Origin of the sequence: Streptomyces sp. NPDC090088 (assembly GCF_044747345.1) — a bacterium.
Taxonomy (GTDB): Bacteria; Actinomycetota; Actinomycetes; order Streptomycetales; family Streptomycetaceae; genus Streptomyces.
The window spans coordinates 982,792-997,375 of sequence record NZ_JBIVDZ010000002.1 but is presented as its reverse complement, the minus strand read 5'-3'; the positions used below and the strand labels follow the sequence as shown (position 1 = coordinate 997,375).

The 14,584-nt window shown below is 68.4% G+C and carries 13 protein-coding genes and 1 riboswitch; of the genes, 7 read left to right on the top strand and 6 right to left on the bottom strand.

Annotation, left to right across the window (positions count from 1 at the left end; genetic code table 11):
• Positions 1-7: 7 nt before the first annotated feature.
• The 3 genes from ACIPSJ_RS13225 to ACIPSJ_RS13215 all read right to left on the bottom strand — a co-directional run bounded on the left by ACIPSJ_RS13225 (position 8) and on the right by ACIPSJ_RS13215 (position 3,304).
• Positions 8-847, bottom strand: a complete 840-nt coding sequence (locus ACIPSJ_RS13225; protein WP_359220215.1) for a carbohydrate ABC transporter permease — start codon at positions 845-847, stop codon at positions 8-10.
• Positions 844-1,818 carry a sugar ABC transporter permease gene (locus tag ACIPSJ_RS13220; protein ID WP_359220213.1) on the bottom strand — a complete coding sequence of 325 codons (975 nt, stop codon included), beginning with the start codon at positions 1,816-1,818 and terminating at the stop codon, positions 844-846. The genes ACIPSJ_RS13225 and ACIPSJ_RS13220 overlap by 4 nt, the downstream gene beginning before the upstream one ends.
• 199 nt (positions 1,819-2,017) lie before the next feature.
• The gene (locus ACIPSJ_RS13215; protein WP_359220211.1) at positions 2,018-3,304 is read right to left on the bottom strand and encodes an extracellular solute-binding protein; all 1,287 of its coding nucleotides are present in this window, start codon (positions 3,302-3,304) and stop codon (positions 2,018-2,020) included.
• A 358-nt stretch (positions 3,305-3,662) separates the two neighbouring features.
• On the opposite strand from ACIPSJ_RS13215, the gene ACIPSJ_RS13210 reads away from it, so the two are divergent.
• From ACIPSJ_RS13210 to ACIPSJ_RS13185, 6 genes are all read left to right on the top strand, one after another.
• Positions 3,663-4,427 (top strand): GntR family transcriptional regulator, encoded by a 765-nt coding sequence (locus ACIPSJ_RS13210; protein WP_355715924.1) that lies wholly within the window; start codon positions 3,663-3,665, stop codon positions 4,425-4,427.
• A gap of 123 nt (positions 4,428-4,550) precedes the next feature.
• Positions 4,551-4,820, top strand: coding sequence for a DUF3311 domain-containing protein (locus ACIPSJ_RS13205; RefSeq protein ID WP_365693303.1), 270 nt, complete (start codon positions 4,551-4,553; stop codon positions 4,818-4,820).
• Positions 4,817-6,445: a monocarboxylate uptake permease MctP gene (mctP, locus tag ACIPSJ_RS13200; protein WP_401345574.1), complete on the top strand. Its 1,629-nt coding sequence runs from the start codon at positions 4,817-4,819 to the stop codon at positions 6,443-6,445. The genes ACIPSJ_RS13205 and mctP overlap by 4 nt, the downstream gene beginning before the upstream one ends.
• Positions 6,446-6,626: 181 nt before the next feature.
• A riboswitch (cobalamin riboswitch) is annotated at positions 6,627-6,775 on the top strand.
• Between the two features lie 125 nt (positions 6,776-6,900).
• Positions 6,901-9,282, top strand: a complete 2,382-nt coding sequence (locus ACIPSJ_RS13195; protein ID WP_401345573.1) for a ribonucleoside-diphosphate reductase subunit alpha — start codon at positions 6,901-6,903, stop codon at positions 9,280-9,282.
• A complete protein-coding gene (locus ACIPSJ_RS13190; RefSeq protein WP_401345571.1) occupies positions 9,282-10,292 on the top strand; it encodes a ribonucleotide-diphosphate reductase subunit beta in 1,011 nt (336 codons plus the stop codon). Before ACIPSJ_RS13195 ends, ACIPSJ_RS13190 begins: the two co-directional genes overlap by 1 nt.
• Before the next feature lie 58 nt (positions 10,293-10,350).
• A complete protein-coding gene (locus tag ACIPSJ_RS13185) occupies positions 10,351-10,539 on the top strand; it encodes a hypothetical protein (protein WP_401345569.1) in 189 nt (62 codons plus the stop codon).
• Between the two features lie 95 nt (positions 10,540-10,634).
• Here the strand turns inward: ACIPSJ_RS13185 and ACIPSJ_RS13180 are convergent, their stop codons facing one another.
• Entirely contained in the window at positions 10,635-10,811 is a 177-nt protein-coding gene (locus ACIPSJ_RS13180) for a hypothetical protein (RefSeq protein WP_401345567.1), read from the bottom strand.
• Positions 10,812-10,904: 93 nt separating this feature from the next.
• Here ACIPSJ_RS13180 and ACIPSJ_RS13175 point away from each other — a divergent pair, with 93 nt between their 5' ends.
• Positions 10,905-11,873 (top strand): helix-turn-helix domain-containing protein, encoded by a 969-nt coding sequence (locus ACIPSJ_RS13175; RefSeq protein ID WP_365693313.1) that lies wholly within the window; start codon positions 10,905-10,907, stop codon positions 11,871-11,873.
• A gap of 81 nt (positions 11,874-11,954) precedes the next feature.
• On the opposite strand, the gene ACIPSJ_RS13170 is transcribed toward ACIPSJ_RS13175, so the two are convergent.
• Both ACIPSJ_RS13170 and cyc1 read right to left on the bottom strand, forming a co-directional pair.
• Entirely contained in the window at positions 11,955-13,343 is a 1,389-nt protein-coding gene (locus ACIPSJ_RS13170) for a cytochrome P450 (RefSeq protein WP_359220196.1), read from the bottom strand.
• Positions 13,340-14,425 (bottom strand): epi-isozizaene synthase, encoded by a 1,086-nt coding sequence (gene cyc1, locus ACIPSJ_RS13165; protein ID WP_401345564.1) that lies wholly within the window; start codon positions 14,423-14,425, stop codon positions 13,340-13,342. Before cyc1 ends, ACIPSJ_RS13170 begins: the two co-directional genes overlap by 4 nt.
• Between the last annotated feature and the right edge of the window lie 159 nt (positions 14,426-14,584).

The following is a 14,584-nucleotide window of genomic DNA, read 5'->3' as shown; positions in this document are numbered from 1 at the left end:
GGTGGGGTTATCCCTTCACGGCGCCCGCGGTCAGGCCCGCGGCCATCTTGCGCTGGACGAGGAGGAAGAGGACGACGATCGGCACGGCCATCATGGTGGAGCCGGCCATCATCGGGGCGTATTCGGTGCCGTTCTTGGTGCTGAAGTTGGCGAGCCAGACGGTCGCGGTCTGGTGCTCCTGGCTGAGCAGCATCAGGGCGTAGAGGTACTCGTTCCAGGCCTGGATGAAGGCGTAGACCGAGGTGGCGACCATGCCGGGGGCGAGCAGCGGGAAGACCACGCGGACGAAGGCGCCGGTGCGGGAGCAGCCGTCGACCATGGCGGCCTCCTCCAGCTCCTTCGGGATGTTGACGATGAAGCCGCGCAGGGTCCACACCGTGAACGGGAGGATGAAGGTCAGGTAGGTGATGATCAGGCCGCTGAGCTTGTCGTACTGGTCCAGGTCGTTCAGGAGCAGGAAGACCGGGATGATCATGGCGACCAGCGGGATCATCTGGACCGCCAGGATGCCGACGATCACGACCTTCCGGCCGCGGAAGGCGAACCGGGAGATGGCGAGGGCGGCCAGCAGGCCGATCACCATGCCGATCACGACGACGGACAGGGAGACGATCAGGCTGCGGCCGACCGGGCCCCAGAAGTCGGCGATGGCCAGCGCGCGGCGGAAGTTGGAGAGCGTGATGCCGGTCGGCAGCAGGCTCGGGTCCGGGTCGATGGCGTCCTTGGCCGGCTTGAATGCCGTGTTCAGCATCCAGTAGACGGGGAAGCCGGCGGCGACGAAGACGAGGAGGCCGAGCAGGTTCCAGCCCCAGCGTGATCCCTTGCGGGCGGTGGCGACGGTACTCATTCGACCTCTCCGATCTTCAGCATCTGGCGCATGTACACGGCGACGACGCCGAGCAGGAGGAGCACGGTGAGCAGGGCGATCGCGGAGCCCTGTCCGTAGTCGTTGACCACGAAGGCGCGGTCGTAGGAGTAGGTGGTGAGCAGCTGGAACTCGGGCTCGGGGTGGCCGCCGCGCATCACGAAGACCTGCGGGAAGACGCCCATGTCCCAGATCACCGAGAGGGTCGTGAGCATCACGATGATCGGCTTGAGGATGGGCAGCGTGACGTAACGGAAGACGCCCCAGGCGCCCGCGCCGTCGAGCCGGGCGGCCTCCTCCAGCTCCTTGGGGACCTGGGTGAGACCGGCGCTGAGCGTGATGACCACGAAGGGCACGGCCCCCCAGACCACCAGAAGCATGATCACGGCCAGGCCCTGCGGTCCGCTGGCGAACCAGTTGTGGCCGATCATGTCGACCCCGGGGAGCTTGCTGAGCAGGGCGTTGAGGATGCCGTAGTCGGAGTCGAAGAGCCACTTGAAGAGCGTGGTGGCGACGATGACCGGCATGCCCCAGCTGGCCACCAGCACGATGTTGACCAGGGTCTTCACCCAGCCGGAGACCCGCTGCAGCAGCAGGGCGATGAGCATGCCGACGACCATGGTGAAGACCACGCAGCCGACGGCGAAGATGATCGTGCGCAGCACGACCTGCCAGAACTCGGTGTCGCCCAGCACCTTGGAGAAGTTCCCGAACCCGACCCACTCGGCCGGCTTGAACCCCCACAGCTGGGACTGCCCGAAGTCCTGGAAGGACAGGGCGACCAGCCGGTACAGGGGATAACCGAGCACGAGCCCGAGAATCGCGAGGCACGGCGCGAGCAGCAGCCAGGGCACCGCGGGCCCGCCCGAGCGCCGGTCGGCACGTGGTCTGTACGGGGACTCCGGTGGGGGTGCCGGCACCTTGGCGGGGGTGGTCGTGTCTACGGCACTCATCGCGCTCCTAAGCGGTTCAAAGAAAGGCGGCAGCAGGCGCCCCGTCAGGGGCGCTGGGGGTCCCCGGCCGTAGGCTGGGGGAGGAACTGCGCACCAGCCACGACGAACCGGCACCGACCCACGGCCCGTCGCGGCACTTCCTGAGATCACCCACCGGCCGGACCTGGCCCCCCGTGACCCAGGCCCGGCCGCAGGCCGACTACTTGGTGTTGATGACCTTGTCGATCGCCGCGTCCGCGGTCTTGGCGGCGGCCTCCACCGACTGCTTGCCGGTGCCGATGTTCTGCAGCATCGTCTGCAGCACCTGGGCCTTCTCGACCTGGCCCCAGCCCGGCGCCATCGGCACGAACCAGTTGGACTCGGCCGCGGTGGCCGGGACGGCCGTCGCCGGGTCGCTCTTCAGCGTGGCGAGGTCGGTCTTGTTGTTCGGCAGGTTGCCCTTGGCCATCAGGCCCTTCTGGCCGGAGGGGCCGGTGAACGCGTTGATCCACTCGGCGGCGACGCCCTGCGCCTTGGACTTCACCGGGATGGCGAGGTCGGAACCGCCGAGGAAGACCGGCATGTTCTTGCCGGACGGGCCGGGCATCACGAAGTTGACGAGGTTGTCCTTCAGCTTGCCGCCGGTCTTGTCGTTCTTCGGGTCGGCCGCGGTCGCGCCCTCCCAGGCGGCTCCGAAGATCATGGCGGACTTGCCCTGGCCGTAGACGATGTACCGGTCGGACTCGTCCTTGGTCTTGTCACCGTGCATGTACTTGTCGATGACGGTCTTGAACTCGTTGAGGCCCTTGATGGACTCGGGCGAGGAGAGGTTGCCCTTCCACTGGCCGCCGGAGTCGACGGCGATGGAGCCGCCGGCGTCGTAGACGAAGGACATGGCCGCGTACCAGTCACGGGTGGGCTGGTACCAGGCGCTGAACTTGTCGCCTTCCTTCTTCTGGATCTTGTCCAGGTCGGCGGTCAGCTCGGTGTAGGTCTTCGGCGTGGTCTTGATGCCGGCCGAGGCGGCGATGTCCTTGCGCCAGTTGGCGACGCGGCCACCGGCGTAGTACGGCACGCCGTAGGTCTTGCCGTCGTAGGTCACCGAGGCCTTGAGGCCGTCGAGCCACTGGTCGGAGTTGGTGAACTGGGAGGTGTCGACGGGGGCGAAGGCGCCCTTGACCATGTAGCCGAGCATCTCCGTGTTGCCCATCTCGACCACGTCGGGGGCCTTGTCCGTGGCGAGGACGGCGTCCAGCTTGGTGTTCTTGTCCGGCCAGCCGTAGTACTCGTGCTTGATCTTGATGCCGGGGTGCTTCTTCTGCACGGCCGCGTCGGCGGCCTTCACCAGCTCGGGCCAGTTGTTCTGGGCGTCCACCGTGAGCCAGACGGTCAGCTCCTTGGCGTCCGTGCCCTTGCTCGAGTCGCCGCCGTCCTTGTCGTTGCCACACGCCGCGACCGAGAAGACCATGCCCGCGATACCAATCGCGGCTATCAGCTTGCGCTTCACGCCACCCTCCTCAGGGATGCCACAAACCCCCCTGCCTCCCCGCACGAGCGTTGGGCCGGGACCTGGACCAATGGTGTAGACCAGTGCGGGAAGCTTGGCCCAGACCACCAGGCCTGTCAAGGGTGGCCGAATGGGCTCCGACCAGCCGTTATGGGACCTACATATGCAGGAACCTTTAAGTAAGAACCCCTCGAAAACCCGAGCCACGGAGGAGACAATTCCGGTAGACCACTTGAGTGGTGGACTAGACCAGAAGCCCCCGCGGCGGTATACAAAGGGGATCACGCAGCGTGCAGGGGAAATCCCGGTACGCTGCCGTGCCACGAGGTGGCCGGATCAGGAGCCGGGAAGGCGGAGCATGAGCACCGACGTCAGCAGTGCGGAGAACGAGAGCGGGACAGCCGTCCGTACCGCGCGCGTGCCCAAGTACTACCGTCTGAAGAAGCATCTGCTGGAGATGACGGAGACCCAGGCGCCCGGGACCCCGGTGCCGCCCGAACGCACGCTGGCCGCCGAGTTCGACACCTCCCGCACCACGGTCCGCCAGGCCCTCCAGGAGCTGGTCGTCGAGGGCCGGCTCGAGCGCATCCAGGGCAAGGGCACCTTCGTCGCCAAGCCGAAGGTCTCCCAGGCGCTCCAGCTGACCTCGTACACCGAGGACATGCGCGCCCAGGGCCTGGAGCCGACCTCGCAGCTGCTGGACATCGGCTACATCACCGCCGACGACCGGCTCGCCGGACTGCTCGACATAAGCGCGGGCGGCCGGGTGCTGCGCATCGAGCGGCTGCGCATGGCCAACGGCGAGCCCATGGCCATCGAGACCACGCACCTGAGCGCGAAGCGCTTCCCGGCGCTGCGCCGCTCCCTGGTCAAGTACACCTCCCTCTACACCGCCCTCGCCGAGGTGTACGACGTCCATCTCGCCGAGGCCGAGGAGACCATCGAGACCTCGCTGGCCACCCCGCGCGAGGCCGGCCTGCTCGGTACCGACGTCGGCCTGCCGATGCTGATGCTCTCCCGGCACTCCCTGGACCGCGAGGGCCAGCCGGTGGAGTGGGTGCGCTCGGTGTACCGCGGCGACCGCTACAAGTTCGTGGCCCGCCTCAAGCGCCCGCAGGACTGACGCGAAGCACCCTTCACAGAATCGACATACCGATGGCCCGACGGCTACTTCCGCTGCCGTGACACCGTGACCTAGATTGCCTGCGCATTACACAGGCGAACGGTGAGGGGACGGAGCCGCGGTATGTCGGATGTACCTGAAGTGAGGCAGTCGGTGGTGACACCGACACGCGTGGTGATCGCCGTCTGCCTCGTCGCGCCCTTCGTGGCGATGCTGTGGGTGGGCTCGTACGCCAAGACGGACCCGGAGTTCATCGGGATCCCGTTCTTCTACTGGTACCAGATGCTGTGGGTGCTGATCTCCACCGCGCTCACCATGACCGCGTACCAGCTGTGGCAGCGCGACCAGCGCGCCCGCAAGGCCGCGAGCACGAACGGGGGTGCGCAGCGGTGAAGGACGGTGTGAACGGCGTCGCGCTCGGCGTCTTCATCTTCTTCTTCCTGGCCGTCACGGTCATGGGCTTCCTGGCCGCACGCTGGCGCAAGGCCGAGAACGAGCACTCGCTCGACGAATGGGGCCTGGGCGGCCGGTCGTTCGGCACCTGGGTCACCTGGTTCCTGCTCGGCGGCGACCTCTACACGGCGTACACCTTCGTCGCCGTACCGGCGGCGATCTACGCGGCGGGCGCGGCCGGCTTCTTCGCGGTGCCGTACACGATCCTGGTCTACCCGCTGATCTTCACGTTCCTGCCCCGGCTGTGGTCGGTGTCCCACAAGCACGGCTATGTGACGACGTCGGACTTCGTACGCGGCCGCTTCGGCTCCAAGGGGCTCTCGCTCGCGGTCGCCCTGACCGGCATCCTGGCAACGATGCCATACATCGCGTTGCAGCTCGTGGGCATCCAGGCGGTCCTCGACGTGATGGGCGTCGGCGGCGGCGACGGCACCAACTGGTTCGTGAAGGACCTGCCGTTGCTCATCGCCTTCGGTGTCCTCGCGGCCTACACCTACTCCTCCGGCCTCCGCGCCCCCGCCCTGATCGCGTTCGTGAAGGACGGGCTGATCTACCTCGTCATCGCGGTGGCGATCATCTACATCCCGATCAAACTGGGCGGCTTCGACGACATCTTCGCCAAGGCGGGCCAGGCGTTCGCCCAGACCAACCCCGCGACCGGCAAACCGCGCGGCGCGCTGGCACCGGCGGAGGCGGGCCAGTGGACGTACGCCACGCTGGCGTTGGGCTCCGCGCTCGCCCTGTTCATGTACCCGCACTCGATCACCGCGACGCTCTCCTCCCGGAGCCGTGACGTGATCCGCCGCAACACCACGATCCTGCCGCTGTACTCGCTGATGCTCGGCCTGCTCGCCCTGCTGGGCTTCATGGCCATCGCGGCCGGAGTCAAGGTCACCAACGGCCAGTTGGCGATCCCCCAGCTGTTCGAGAACATGTTCCCGGACTGGTTCGCGGGCGTGGCGTTCGCGGCGATCGGCATCGGCGCCCTGGTCCCCGCGGCCATCATGTCCATCGCGGCCGCGAACCTCTTCACCCGCAACATCTACCGGGACTTCATCAAGCCGGACGCCACGCCGAAGCAGGAGGCCCAGGTCTCCAAGATCGTCTCCCTGCTGGTGAAGGTCGGCGCGCTGGTCTTCGTCCTCACCATGGACAAGACGGTCGCCATCAACTTCCAGCTCCTGGGCGGCATCTGGATCCTACAGACCTTCCCGGCCCTGGTCGGCGGCCTGTTCACCCGCTGGTTCCACCGCTGGGCCCTGCTCGCGGGCTGGGCGGTCGGCATGGTCTACGGCACGGCCGCGGCCTACGGCGTCGCCTCCCCCACCCAGAAGCACTTCGGCGGCAGCGCCAAGGAGATCCCCGGCATCGGCGAGATCGGCTACATCGGCCTCACGGCGTTCGTGATGAACGTGGTCGTCACCGTGGTCCTCACCTTCGCCCTCAAGGCCCTCAAGGCCCCCGAGGGCATCGACGAGACCAAGCCGACGGACTACACGGCGGACGCGGGCGACCCCGGCGTCCAAGCCGAACTCCCCCCGGCCGTCGCGGGAAGCGCCCACTAGAACGCGCCCCCCAGGGGCGCGGGGCTGCATCGATTTGCGGCTCCGCCGCGTGGGCGCGAGCAACCACGACGAACCCGCAGCGGGCCACCGAGAGCACCCCCCTCGGCGGCCCGCTGCTCGTATCTCACCGTACAGATCACCTGACGCTCCGACACCTCCACGACACAACATCTGGGGGTGACACGACAACCCGGCACTAGATGTATGCTCATGCTCGCTGCCGCCACAGGGGAATCCGGTGCGAATCCGGAACTGTCCCGCAACGGTGTACTTGTGCGTATCTGCGCACGAGAGTCAGTCCGAGGACCTGTCGACAGCACGCCCGGCCAATCCGGCCCGGGTGTTCTGACGTCCGGGCCTCGTGGAGTGGGCCAGGGTCTCTCGACGCGCCCCCGCGCGCTCGCGCTGCCCGCTGCCCTCCGCCAGGCCCCGTGCCGAGCGAGGGAGAGCCCCACGTGACCATCGCGCCAGCCGAACCGGCTTCAGCGACCACGACCGTGCCGGAGACCGACGGTCCCGGAACGGCCCTGCTGCGGATCCTGACCGAGCTGACCGCCGACCTCCCCTACGCCGACCCCGGCCGGGTCGCCGCCGCCGCGCTGCGCGGCCGGTCCGCGCGGGCCGACGAGTCGGAGTTGCGCGAGCTGGCCACCGAGGCCGCCGCCGGTCTGATCTCGGAGGACCCCGCCTACTCGCGGCTGGCCGCCCGCCTGCTCACGATCTCCGTCCGCGCCGAGGCCGCCTCGCAGGGCGTGACGTCCTTCACGGAGTCGGTCGCCGTCGGCCACCGCGAGGGCCTCATCGCCGACCGCACCGCCGAGTTCGCCCGGGTCCACGCGGCCCGCCTCGACGCCCTGGTCGACCCGGCCGCCGACGACCGCTTCGGCTACTTCGGCCTGCGCACGCTGCACAGCCGCTACCTGCTCCGCCACCCGATCACCCGGCGCGTGATCGAGACCCCCCAGCACTTCATGCTCCGGGTCGCCGCAGGCCTCGCCGATGGGGGTACCCCCTCTGGGGGAGACACCGCACGCGCACTGGACGAAGTCGCCGCGCTCTACCGGCTGATGAGCCGCCTCGACTACCTCCCCTCCTCCCCCACCCTCTTCAACTCCGGCACCCGGCACCCCCAGATGTCGTCCTGCTACCTCCTCGACTCCCCGAAGGACGAGCTGGACTCCCTCTACGACCGCTACCACCAGGTCGCCCGCCTCTCCAAGCACGCCGGCGGCATCGGGCTGTCGTACAGCAGGATCCGTTCGCGCGGTTCGCTGATCCGCGGGACCAACGGGCACTCCAACGGCATCGTGCCGTTCCTGAAGACGCTGGACGCCTCGGTCGCCGCCGTGAACCAGGGCGGCCGGCGCAAGGGCGCGGCGGCGGTCTACCTGGAGACCTGGCACTCCGACATCGAGGAGTTCCTGGAGCTGCGCGACAACACGGGTGAGGACGCCCGCCGTACGCACAACCTGAACCTCGCGCACTGGATCCCGGACGAGTTCATGCGCCGGGTCAACGCCGACGAGCCGTGGTCGCTGTTCTCCCCCTCCGACGTGCCGGAGCTGGTGGACCTGTGGGGCGCGGAGTTCGACGCGGCCTACCGCAAGGCCGAGGCCGACGGGCTGGCCCGCAAGACCATCCCGGCCCGCGACCTGTACGGCCGGATGATGCGGACCCTCGCGCAGACCGGCAACGGCTGGATGACCTTCAAGGACGCGGCCAACCGCACCGCGAACCAGACGGCCGTCCCCGGCCACGTCGTCCACTCCTCCAACCTCTGCACGGAGATCCTGGAGGTCACGGACGACGGCGAGACGGCGGTCTGCAACCTCGGCTCGGTCAACCTCGGCGCGTTCGTCGACACGGCGAGCGGTGACATCGACTGGGAGCGGCTGGACGAGACGGTCCGTACCGCGGTCACCTTCCTGGACCGGGTCGTCGACATCAACTTCTACCCGACCGAGCAGGCGGGCCGTTCGAACGCCAAGTGGCGTCCCGTCGGGCTCGGCGCGATGGGCCTCCAGGACGTCTTCTTCAAGCTGCGGCTGCCCTTCGACTCCCCCGAGGCCAAGGCGCTCTCCACCCGGATCGCCGAGCGGATCATGCTCGCCGCGTACGAGGCCTCCGCCGACCTCGCCGAGCGCTGCGGCCCGCTGCCGGCCTGGGAGAAGACCCGTACCGCGCGGGGTGTGCTGCACCCCGACCACTACGGTGTCGAGTTCACCTGGCCGGAGCGCTGGGCGGCGCTGCGCGCGCGGATCGCGAGCACCGGTCTGCGCAACAGCCTGCTGCTCGCCATCGCGCCCACCGCCACCATCGCCTCGATCGCGGGCGTGTACGAGTGCATCGAGCCGCAGGTCTCGAACCTGTTCAAGCGCGAGACGCTCTCCGGCGAGTTCCTCCAGGTCAACTCGTACCTGGTGGAGGAGCTGAAGAGCCTCGGCGTCTGGGACGCCCGCACCCGTGAGGCGCTGCGCGAGGCGAACGGCTCGGTGCAGGACTTCGTGTGGATCCCGCAGGAGGTGCGCGACCTCTACCGCACCGCCTGGGAGATCCCGCAGCGCGGCCTGATCGACATGGCCGCCGCCCGCACCCCGTACCTCGACCAGGCCCAGTCCCTGAACCTGTTCCTGGAGACGCCGACCATCGGCAAGCTCTCCTCGATGTACGCGTACGCCTGGAAGTCGGGCCTGAAGACGACGTACTACCTGCGCTCGCGCCCGGCGACCCGGATCGCCCGGGCCGCGCAGGCCCAGGCCACCGTGCCCGTACAGCAGACGACCGACGCCGTCGCCTGCTCCCTTGAGAACCCCGAGTCCTGCGAGGCCTGCCAGTAATGCCCAGTAACCAGAACCTTCTCGACCCCGGCTTCGAGCTGACTCTGCGCCCCATGCGCTACCCGGACTTCTACGAGCGCTACCGGGACGCCATCAAGAACACCTGGACCGTGGAGGAGGTCGACCTCCACTCGGACGTCGCCGACCTCGCCAAGCTCACGCCCGCCGAGCAGCACCTGATCGGCCGGCTGGTCGCCTTCTTCGCGACCGGCGACTCGATCGTGGCGAACAACCTGGTGCTGACCCTGTACAAGCACATCAACTCCCCGGAGGCGCGCCTGTACCTGTCGCGCCAGCTCTTCGAGGAGGCCGTGCACGTCCAGTTCTATCTGACGCTCCTGGACACCTACCTCCCCGACCCGGACGACCGCGCGGCCGCCTTCGCCGCCGTGGAGAACATCCCCTCCATCCGCGAGAAGGCCGAGTTCTGCTTCAAGTGGATCGACTCGGTGGAGAACCTGGACCGCCTGGAGTCCCGGGCCGACCGCCGCCGCTTCCTGCTCAACCTGATCTGCTTCGCCGCGTGCATCGAGGGCCTGTTCTTCTACGGCGCCTTCGCGTACGTCTACTGGCTGCGCAGCCGGGGTCTGCTGCACGGTCTCGCCACGGGCACCAACTGGGTGTTCCGCGACGAGACGATGCACATGAGCTTCGCGTTCGACGTCGTCGACACGGTCCGCAAGGAGGAGCCGGAGCTGTTCGACGACGAGCTCCGGCAGCAGGTCACCGACATGCTGCGGGAGGCCGTCGAGGCGGAGCTGCAGTTCGCCCGCGATCTGTGCGGTGAGGGTCTGCCGGGCATGAACACCGACTCGATGCGCCAGTACCTGGAGTGCGTCGCCGACCAGCGGCTCGGCCGGCTCGGCTTCGCCCCGGTGTACGGCTCGGAGAACCCGTTCTCCTTCATGGAGCTGCAGGGCGTCCAGGAGCTGACGAACTTCTTCGAGCGGCGCCCGTCCGCGTACCAGGTGGCGGTGGAGGGCACCGTAGACCTGGACGAGGACTTCTGAGCCGCCGTATTCCGGCTGCTTCAGGCCGAGTGCGTCCCCGGCCGACACCTTCCGCGAGGTGGTGGTCGTGCCGGGGAAGTACCAGCGCCGGCTGCCCGCCGAGGTGACGGTCACCCTGGTGCGACGTCGTCGGAGATCCAGTGGTCGCCGTCGTTCGGCGATCCAGGCGGGGTCGATGGTGAAGGTGGCCCGGCAGACCGACGTGGTCGCGCTCCTCTTCGCGCAGGACGACTCGAGTTGTCCTTGACGGTGATGTCGACCGGGTAGCGGATCGTCTTCGACGTCCCCACGATGACGTTGCCGCCGTTGTTGACGACGGCGCCCACCACCCGTCAGGAGAGGCTATGCGATCAGGGACTTTCCCCGGTGCGCGGTGTCCCTGGTCCGCCGCGCCGCCCTGATCTGCCGGTCCATGCGCCGGTCGCGCAGGACGCCGAGCACGGACGGGAGGGCCATGAGGGCCAGGATGCCGAGGACCAGGACCATTCCGATGAGACCTTCGATCTGGTTTCCGTTCATGGACACCACTGTGGCGCCGAATGCTCCTTACCGTGAGTGGCAGCACTGCCATGCATCCTCGAATTACTGCCAGCGGCGAGGCACACTGGCAGCATGCTGAAGAACGTGGCGACCGTACTGCTCGACGGTGTGCACCCCTTCGAGCTCGGAGTGGTCTGCGAGGTCTTCGGCCTCGACCGCTCCGACGAGGGGCTGCCGGTGTACGACTTCGCGGTGGTCTCGGCGGAGGGACCGTCGCTCGGCACCCATGTGCCGGGCCTCACCATCTCCACGCCGTACGGCCTCGACCGCCTCGACGAGGCCGATCTGATCGCCGTCCCGGCCTCCGACTCCAACGTCGCCCGGGACTATCCGCCCGAGCTGCTCGACGCGCTGCGCCGGGCGGTGGACCGGGGCGCCCGGGTGCTGAGCGTGTGCTCCGGCGTGTTCGTACTGGGCGCCGCCGGCCTGCTGGACGGGCGCCGGTGCGCCGTGCACTGGCGCCACGCGGACCTGCTGGCCCGCCGCTTCCCGCGCACCCGGGTCGAGCCGGACGTGCTGTACGTCGACGAGGACCCGGTGATCACCTCGGCGGGCACCTCCGCCGGTATCGACGCCTGTCTGCACCTGGTCCGCAAGGAACAGGGCCCCGAGGTGGCCAAGAAGATCGCCCGGCGGATGGTGGTGCCCCCGCACCGGGACGGCGGCCAGGCCCAGTACATCGAACGCCCGCTGCCGGACGGCCCCTGCGACACGGTCGGCGAGGTGCTGGCCTGGATGACCGAGCATCTCGACCAGGAGGTCACCGTCGAACAGCTCGCCACCCGCGCCCTGATGGCCCCGCGTACCTTCGCCCGCCGCTTCCAGCAGGAGACCGGCACCACGCCGTACCGCTGGATCCTGCGGCAACGGGTGCTGCTGGCCCAGGAGTTGCTGGAGGGGACGGACGAGACCATGGACGCCATCGCGTCCCGCACCGGCTTCGGCACGGCGGCCGCGCTGCGGCATCAGTTCACGAAGGAGCTGGGCACCACGCCGAACACCTACCGGCGCGCGTTCCGGGGACCGGAGGCGGCCGCCTGAACGCCTACCGGCGCGCGTCCGGGGGCCGGTTGGGCCGCCTGAGCGCGCGCCGGTATCAGGAGGTGCCTGCCGGTCGGGCCGTCACCAGGGCACGGGCGTCAGCAGCAGGCGCTGGGGGCGCAGGGTGATGCCCACCCGCGTCGCGTCGTCCGACCCGGGGACCTGTTCGAAGCGGTACCTGGCGCACAACGCCGCGGTGATCAGGCTCAGTTGGGTCATGGAGAAGTGGTCGCTGGGGCACTTGCGGTTGCCGACGCTGAAAGGGCTCATCGCATACTTGGGCACGTCCTTGGCCCGCTCCGGCAGCCAGCGGTCCGGGTCGAAGTCGAGGTGCCCGGGGTACGAGCGGGCGTCCCGCTGGACGGCGTAGGGGCTGTAGACGATGTCCGCCCCCGCCGGAATGCGATAGCCGCCGAGCTCGGTGTCGGTCTTGGCGCGCCGCGTCAATATCCATACGGCGGGCCGCAAACGCATCGCCTCGACGACGACATTGTTGGTGTGCGTGAGCCGGCGAACGTGTTCAAAACCAACCGGCTGACCACCCGTCACGGATTGGACCTCGGTCCGTACCTTCTCCGCGTGTTCCGGGTGTTCGGCGAGCACCTGGAGCAGCCACATGATCGTGGACGCGACAGTTTCGCTGCCGGGGGTGAGTATCGCGACCACCTGGTCGTGGATCTCCTGTTCCCCGATGGGCTCGCCATTCTCGTCCTTCGCCGCGAGCAATGCCGTCAGCAAATCGTCCGGCTTTTGACCAGATGCCCGGCGCTCGGCGACGATCTCGTCGACCAGGAGATGCAAATCGGCCAGCGCCCGGTTGAATTCACGGTTGGCGGGCAACGGCAGCCGGTACAGCGGGCCGAGTGGTACGACCATCCTGCGGTACATACCGCGGAAGACACTCGCGAGGTCGACGCTCAGCCGCTCCGCGCGCTCGTCCATGTACTCGCCGCGCAGCAGGCAGCGGGCGGCGATCCGGACGGCGACCCGGAAGGACTCCGAGGTGCAGTCGACGGTGGCGCCGGGCTGCCAGCGCTCGGTCAGCGCGTGCGCCTCCTCCTCCATGATCGGCCCGTAGCCGGGGATCGCGGAGAGGTTGAACGCGGGCTGGATCGTGCGGCGCTGGCGCCGGTGGCGGGGCCCGTTGGCGGTGGCCACGCCCTCCTTGCCGAGCAGCCCCTCCAGGGACTCCCAGAGCGGCCCGGCGATGAGGAAGTCGGGGCTCAGGGCGAGGGCGCCGGTGAGCGCCGGCGCGGTGACGGCGTACACCTCCTTGGGGCCGAGGCGCAGGCGCACCATGTCGCCGTGCTCACGCAGCCGGGACATGAAGGCCAGCGGGTCGCGGACCAGTTTCCAGCCGTGGCCGAGTATCGGCACACCGCCCCCGGCGAGGGGCGGTTCACGCAGTTCGCTCGGTGCGCTCGGTACGGAAGCCTCGGTGGCCGCGGGCTTCACGGACTCGACGGTCATTTCTCACCTGCCGCTTCGTTGTTGACGTACGGGGGCGTGGACCGGTCGTCCCAGCTGTCGACCATGTACCGGCCGGATTCGTGGTGGAACCAGTAGACGGAACTGAACCAGTTCCGCATATTGGCGACACAGGCCAGGACCGCGGCACCGGTTTCCTTTCCGCTTACGGTGCCGTCGTCGAGTTGCTCGGCGAGCCGAAAAGCGTCCCGCTCGGCGACCAGGAATTCACGAATGCATTCCTCGACGCGTCGCCTGACTTCTTCGACCGCCTGTTCCAGGCTCATTCCCTCGTGGGTGACGAGACTGATCCCGAGATTGTGGACCTCGGCGCCCGCTATTTCCTTGGGCAGCGAGCAGAGGTCGTTGTACCAGGCGGCGAATTCCTGGCTGAGCAGCGCCGGACGGCGGTATGCCGGGTGTTTCCGTACCGCGTCCGGGAGTTCGGTTCCGGCGCTCGGCTCCAGCAGGTCCGTCCATATCCAGTGCGCGAAGGTGAGGCGCCGCAGAGCGAGGTACTCCTCGACCCCGGGAACGTATCCCTTGGCGCGGTTGCGGAACTCGCGGTCGTACGCCTCGATCACCGCGTGGAAGTGCCGGGCGAAGCGGTGGTTCCAGGTCTGCGGCAGGAACGAGTACAGCCGCGCGACGCTGTCCGCGAACCCGGCGACCACGGTGTCCGGGTGGTGCAGATGGTGCAGGGGGGCGTCGAGGGCCGCGTGCAGCCGGAACCGCAGCCGCCGCCAGTCCCCGGTCCGGCCGTGCACGACGTCGCGGTCGTGCCGGTCGTCCCAGACGAAGAACCAGGCGCTGTAGTCGCATATCGCCTGGATCACCTCGTCGGAGGCGCCCAGGTAGTACCCGGCCATGAGGTCGGTGTAGCAAAGACCGTCGGCATATTCCTGCACCTTGTCCGCCGACATCAGCCGCTTTTCCAGGAGCCAGAGACGGGTCATCTCCTGGAGTCGCGGCCAATACGGATGCAGTTGCCGGGGAAACTCGGCCTCGATCAACGGCAGGGCGAGTTGAGGTGGAACCGCGAGCGCCGTCGGCGTCGATGTGGTGCTGTGTGGGAAAGCATGCACGAACAAACCCCTCTCAGCCGCCAGGAGCGCACGCCCCTCCCGCTGTGCCGGGCGTGCGCCGTTGCGTATCCCCGCACTTCCATTCAGCACCACAACTGACCGGTCTGGGAACGGATTTGCTTCATTCACTACCCCAGAGTGCCGAGAATCTCCCCTTGT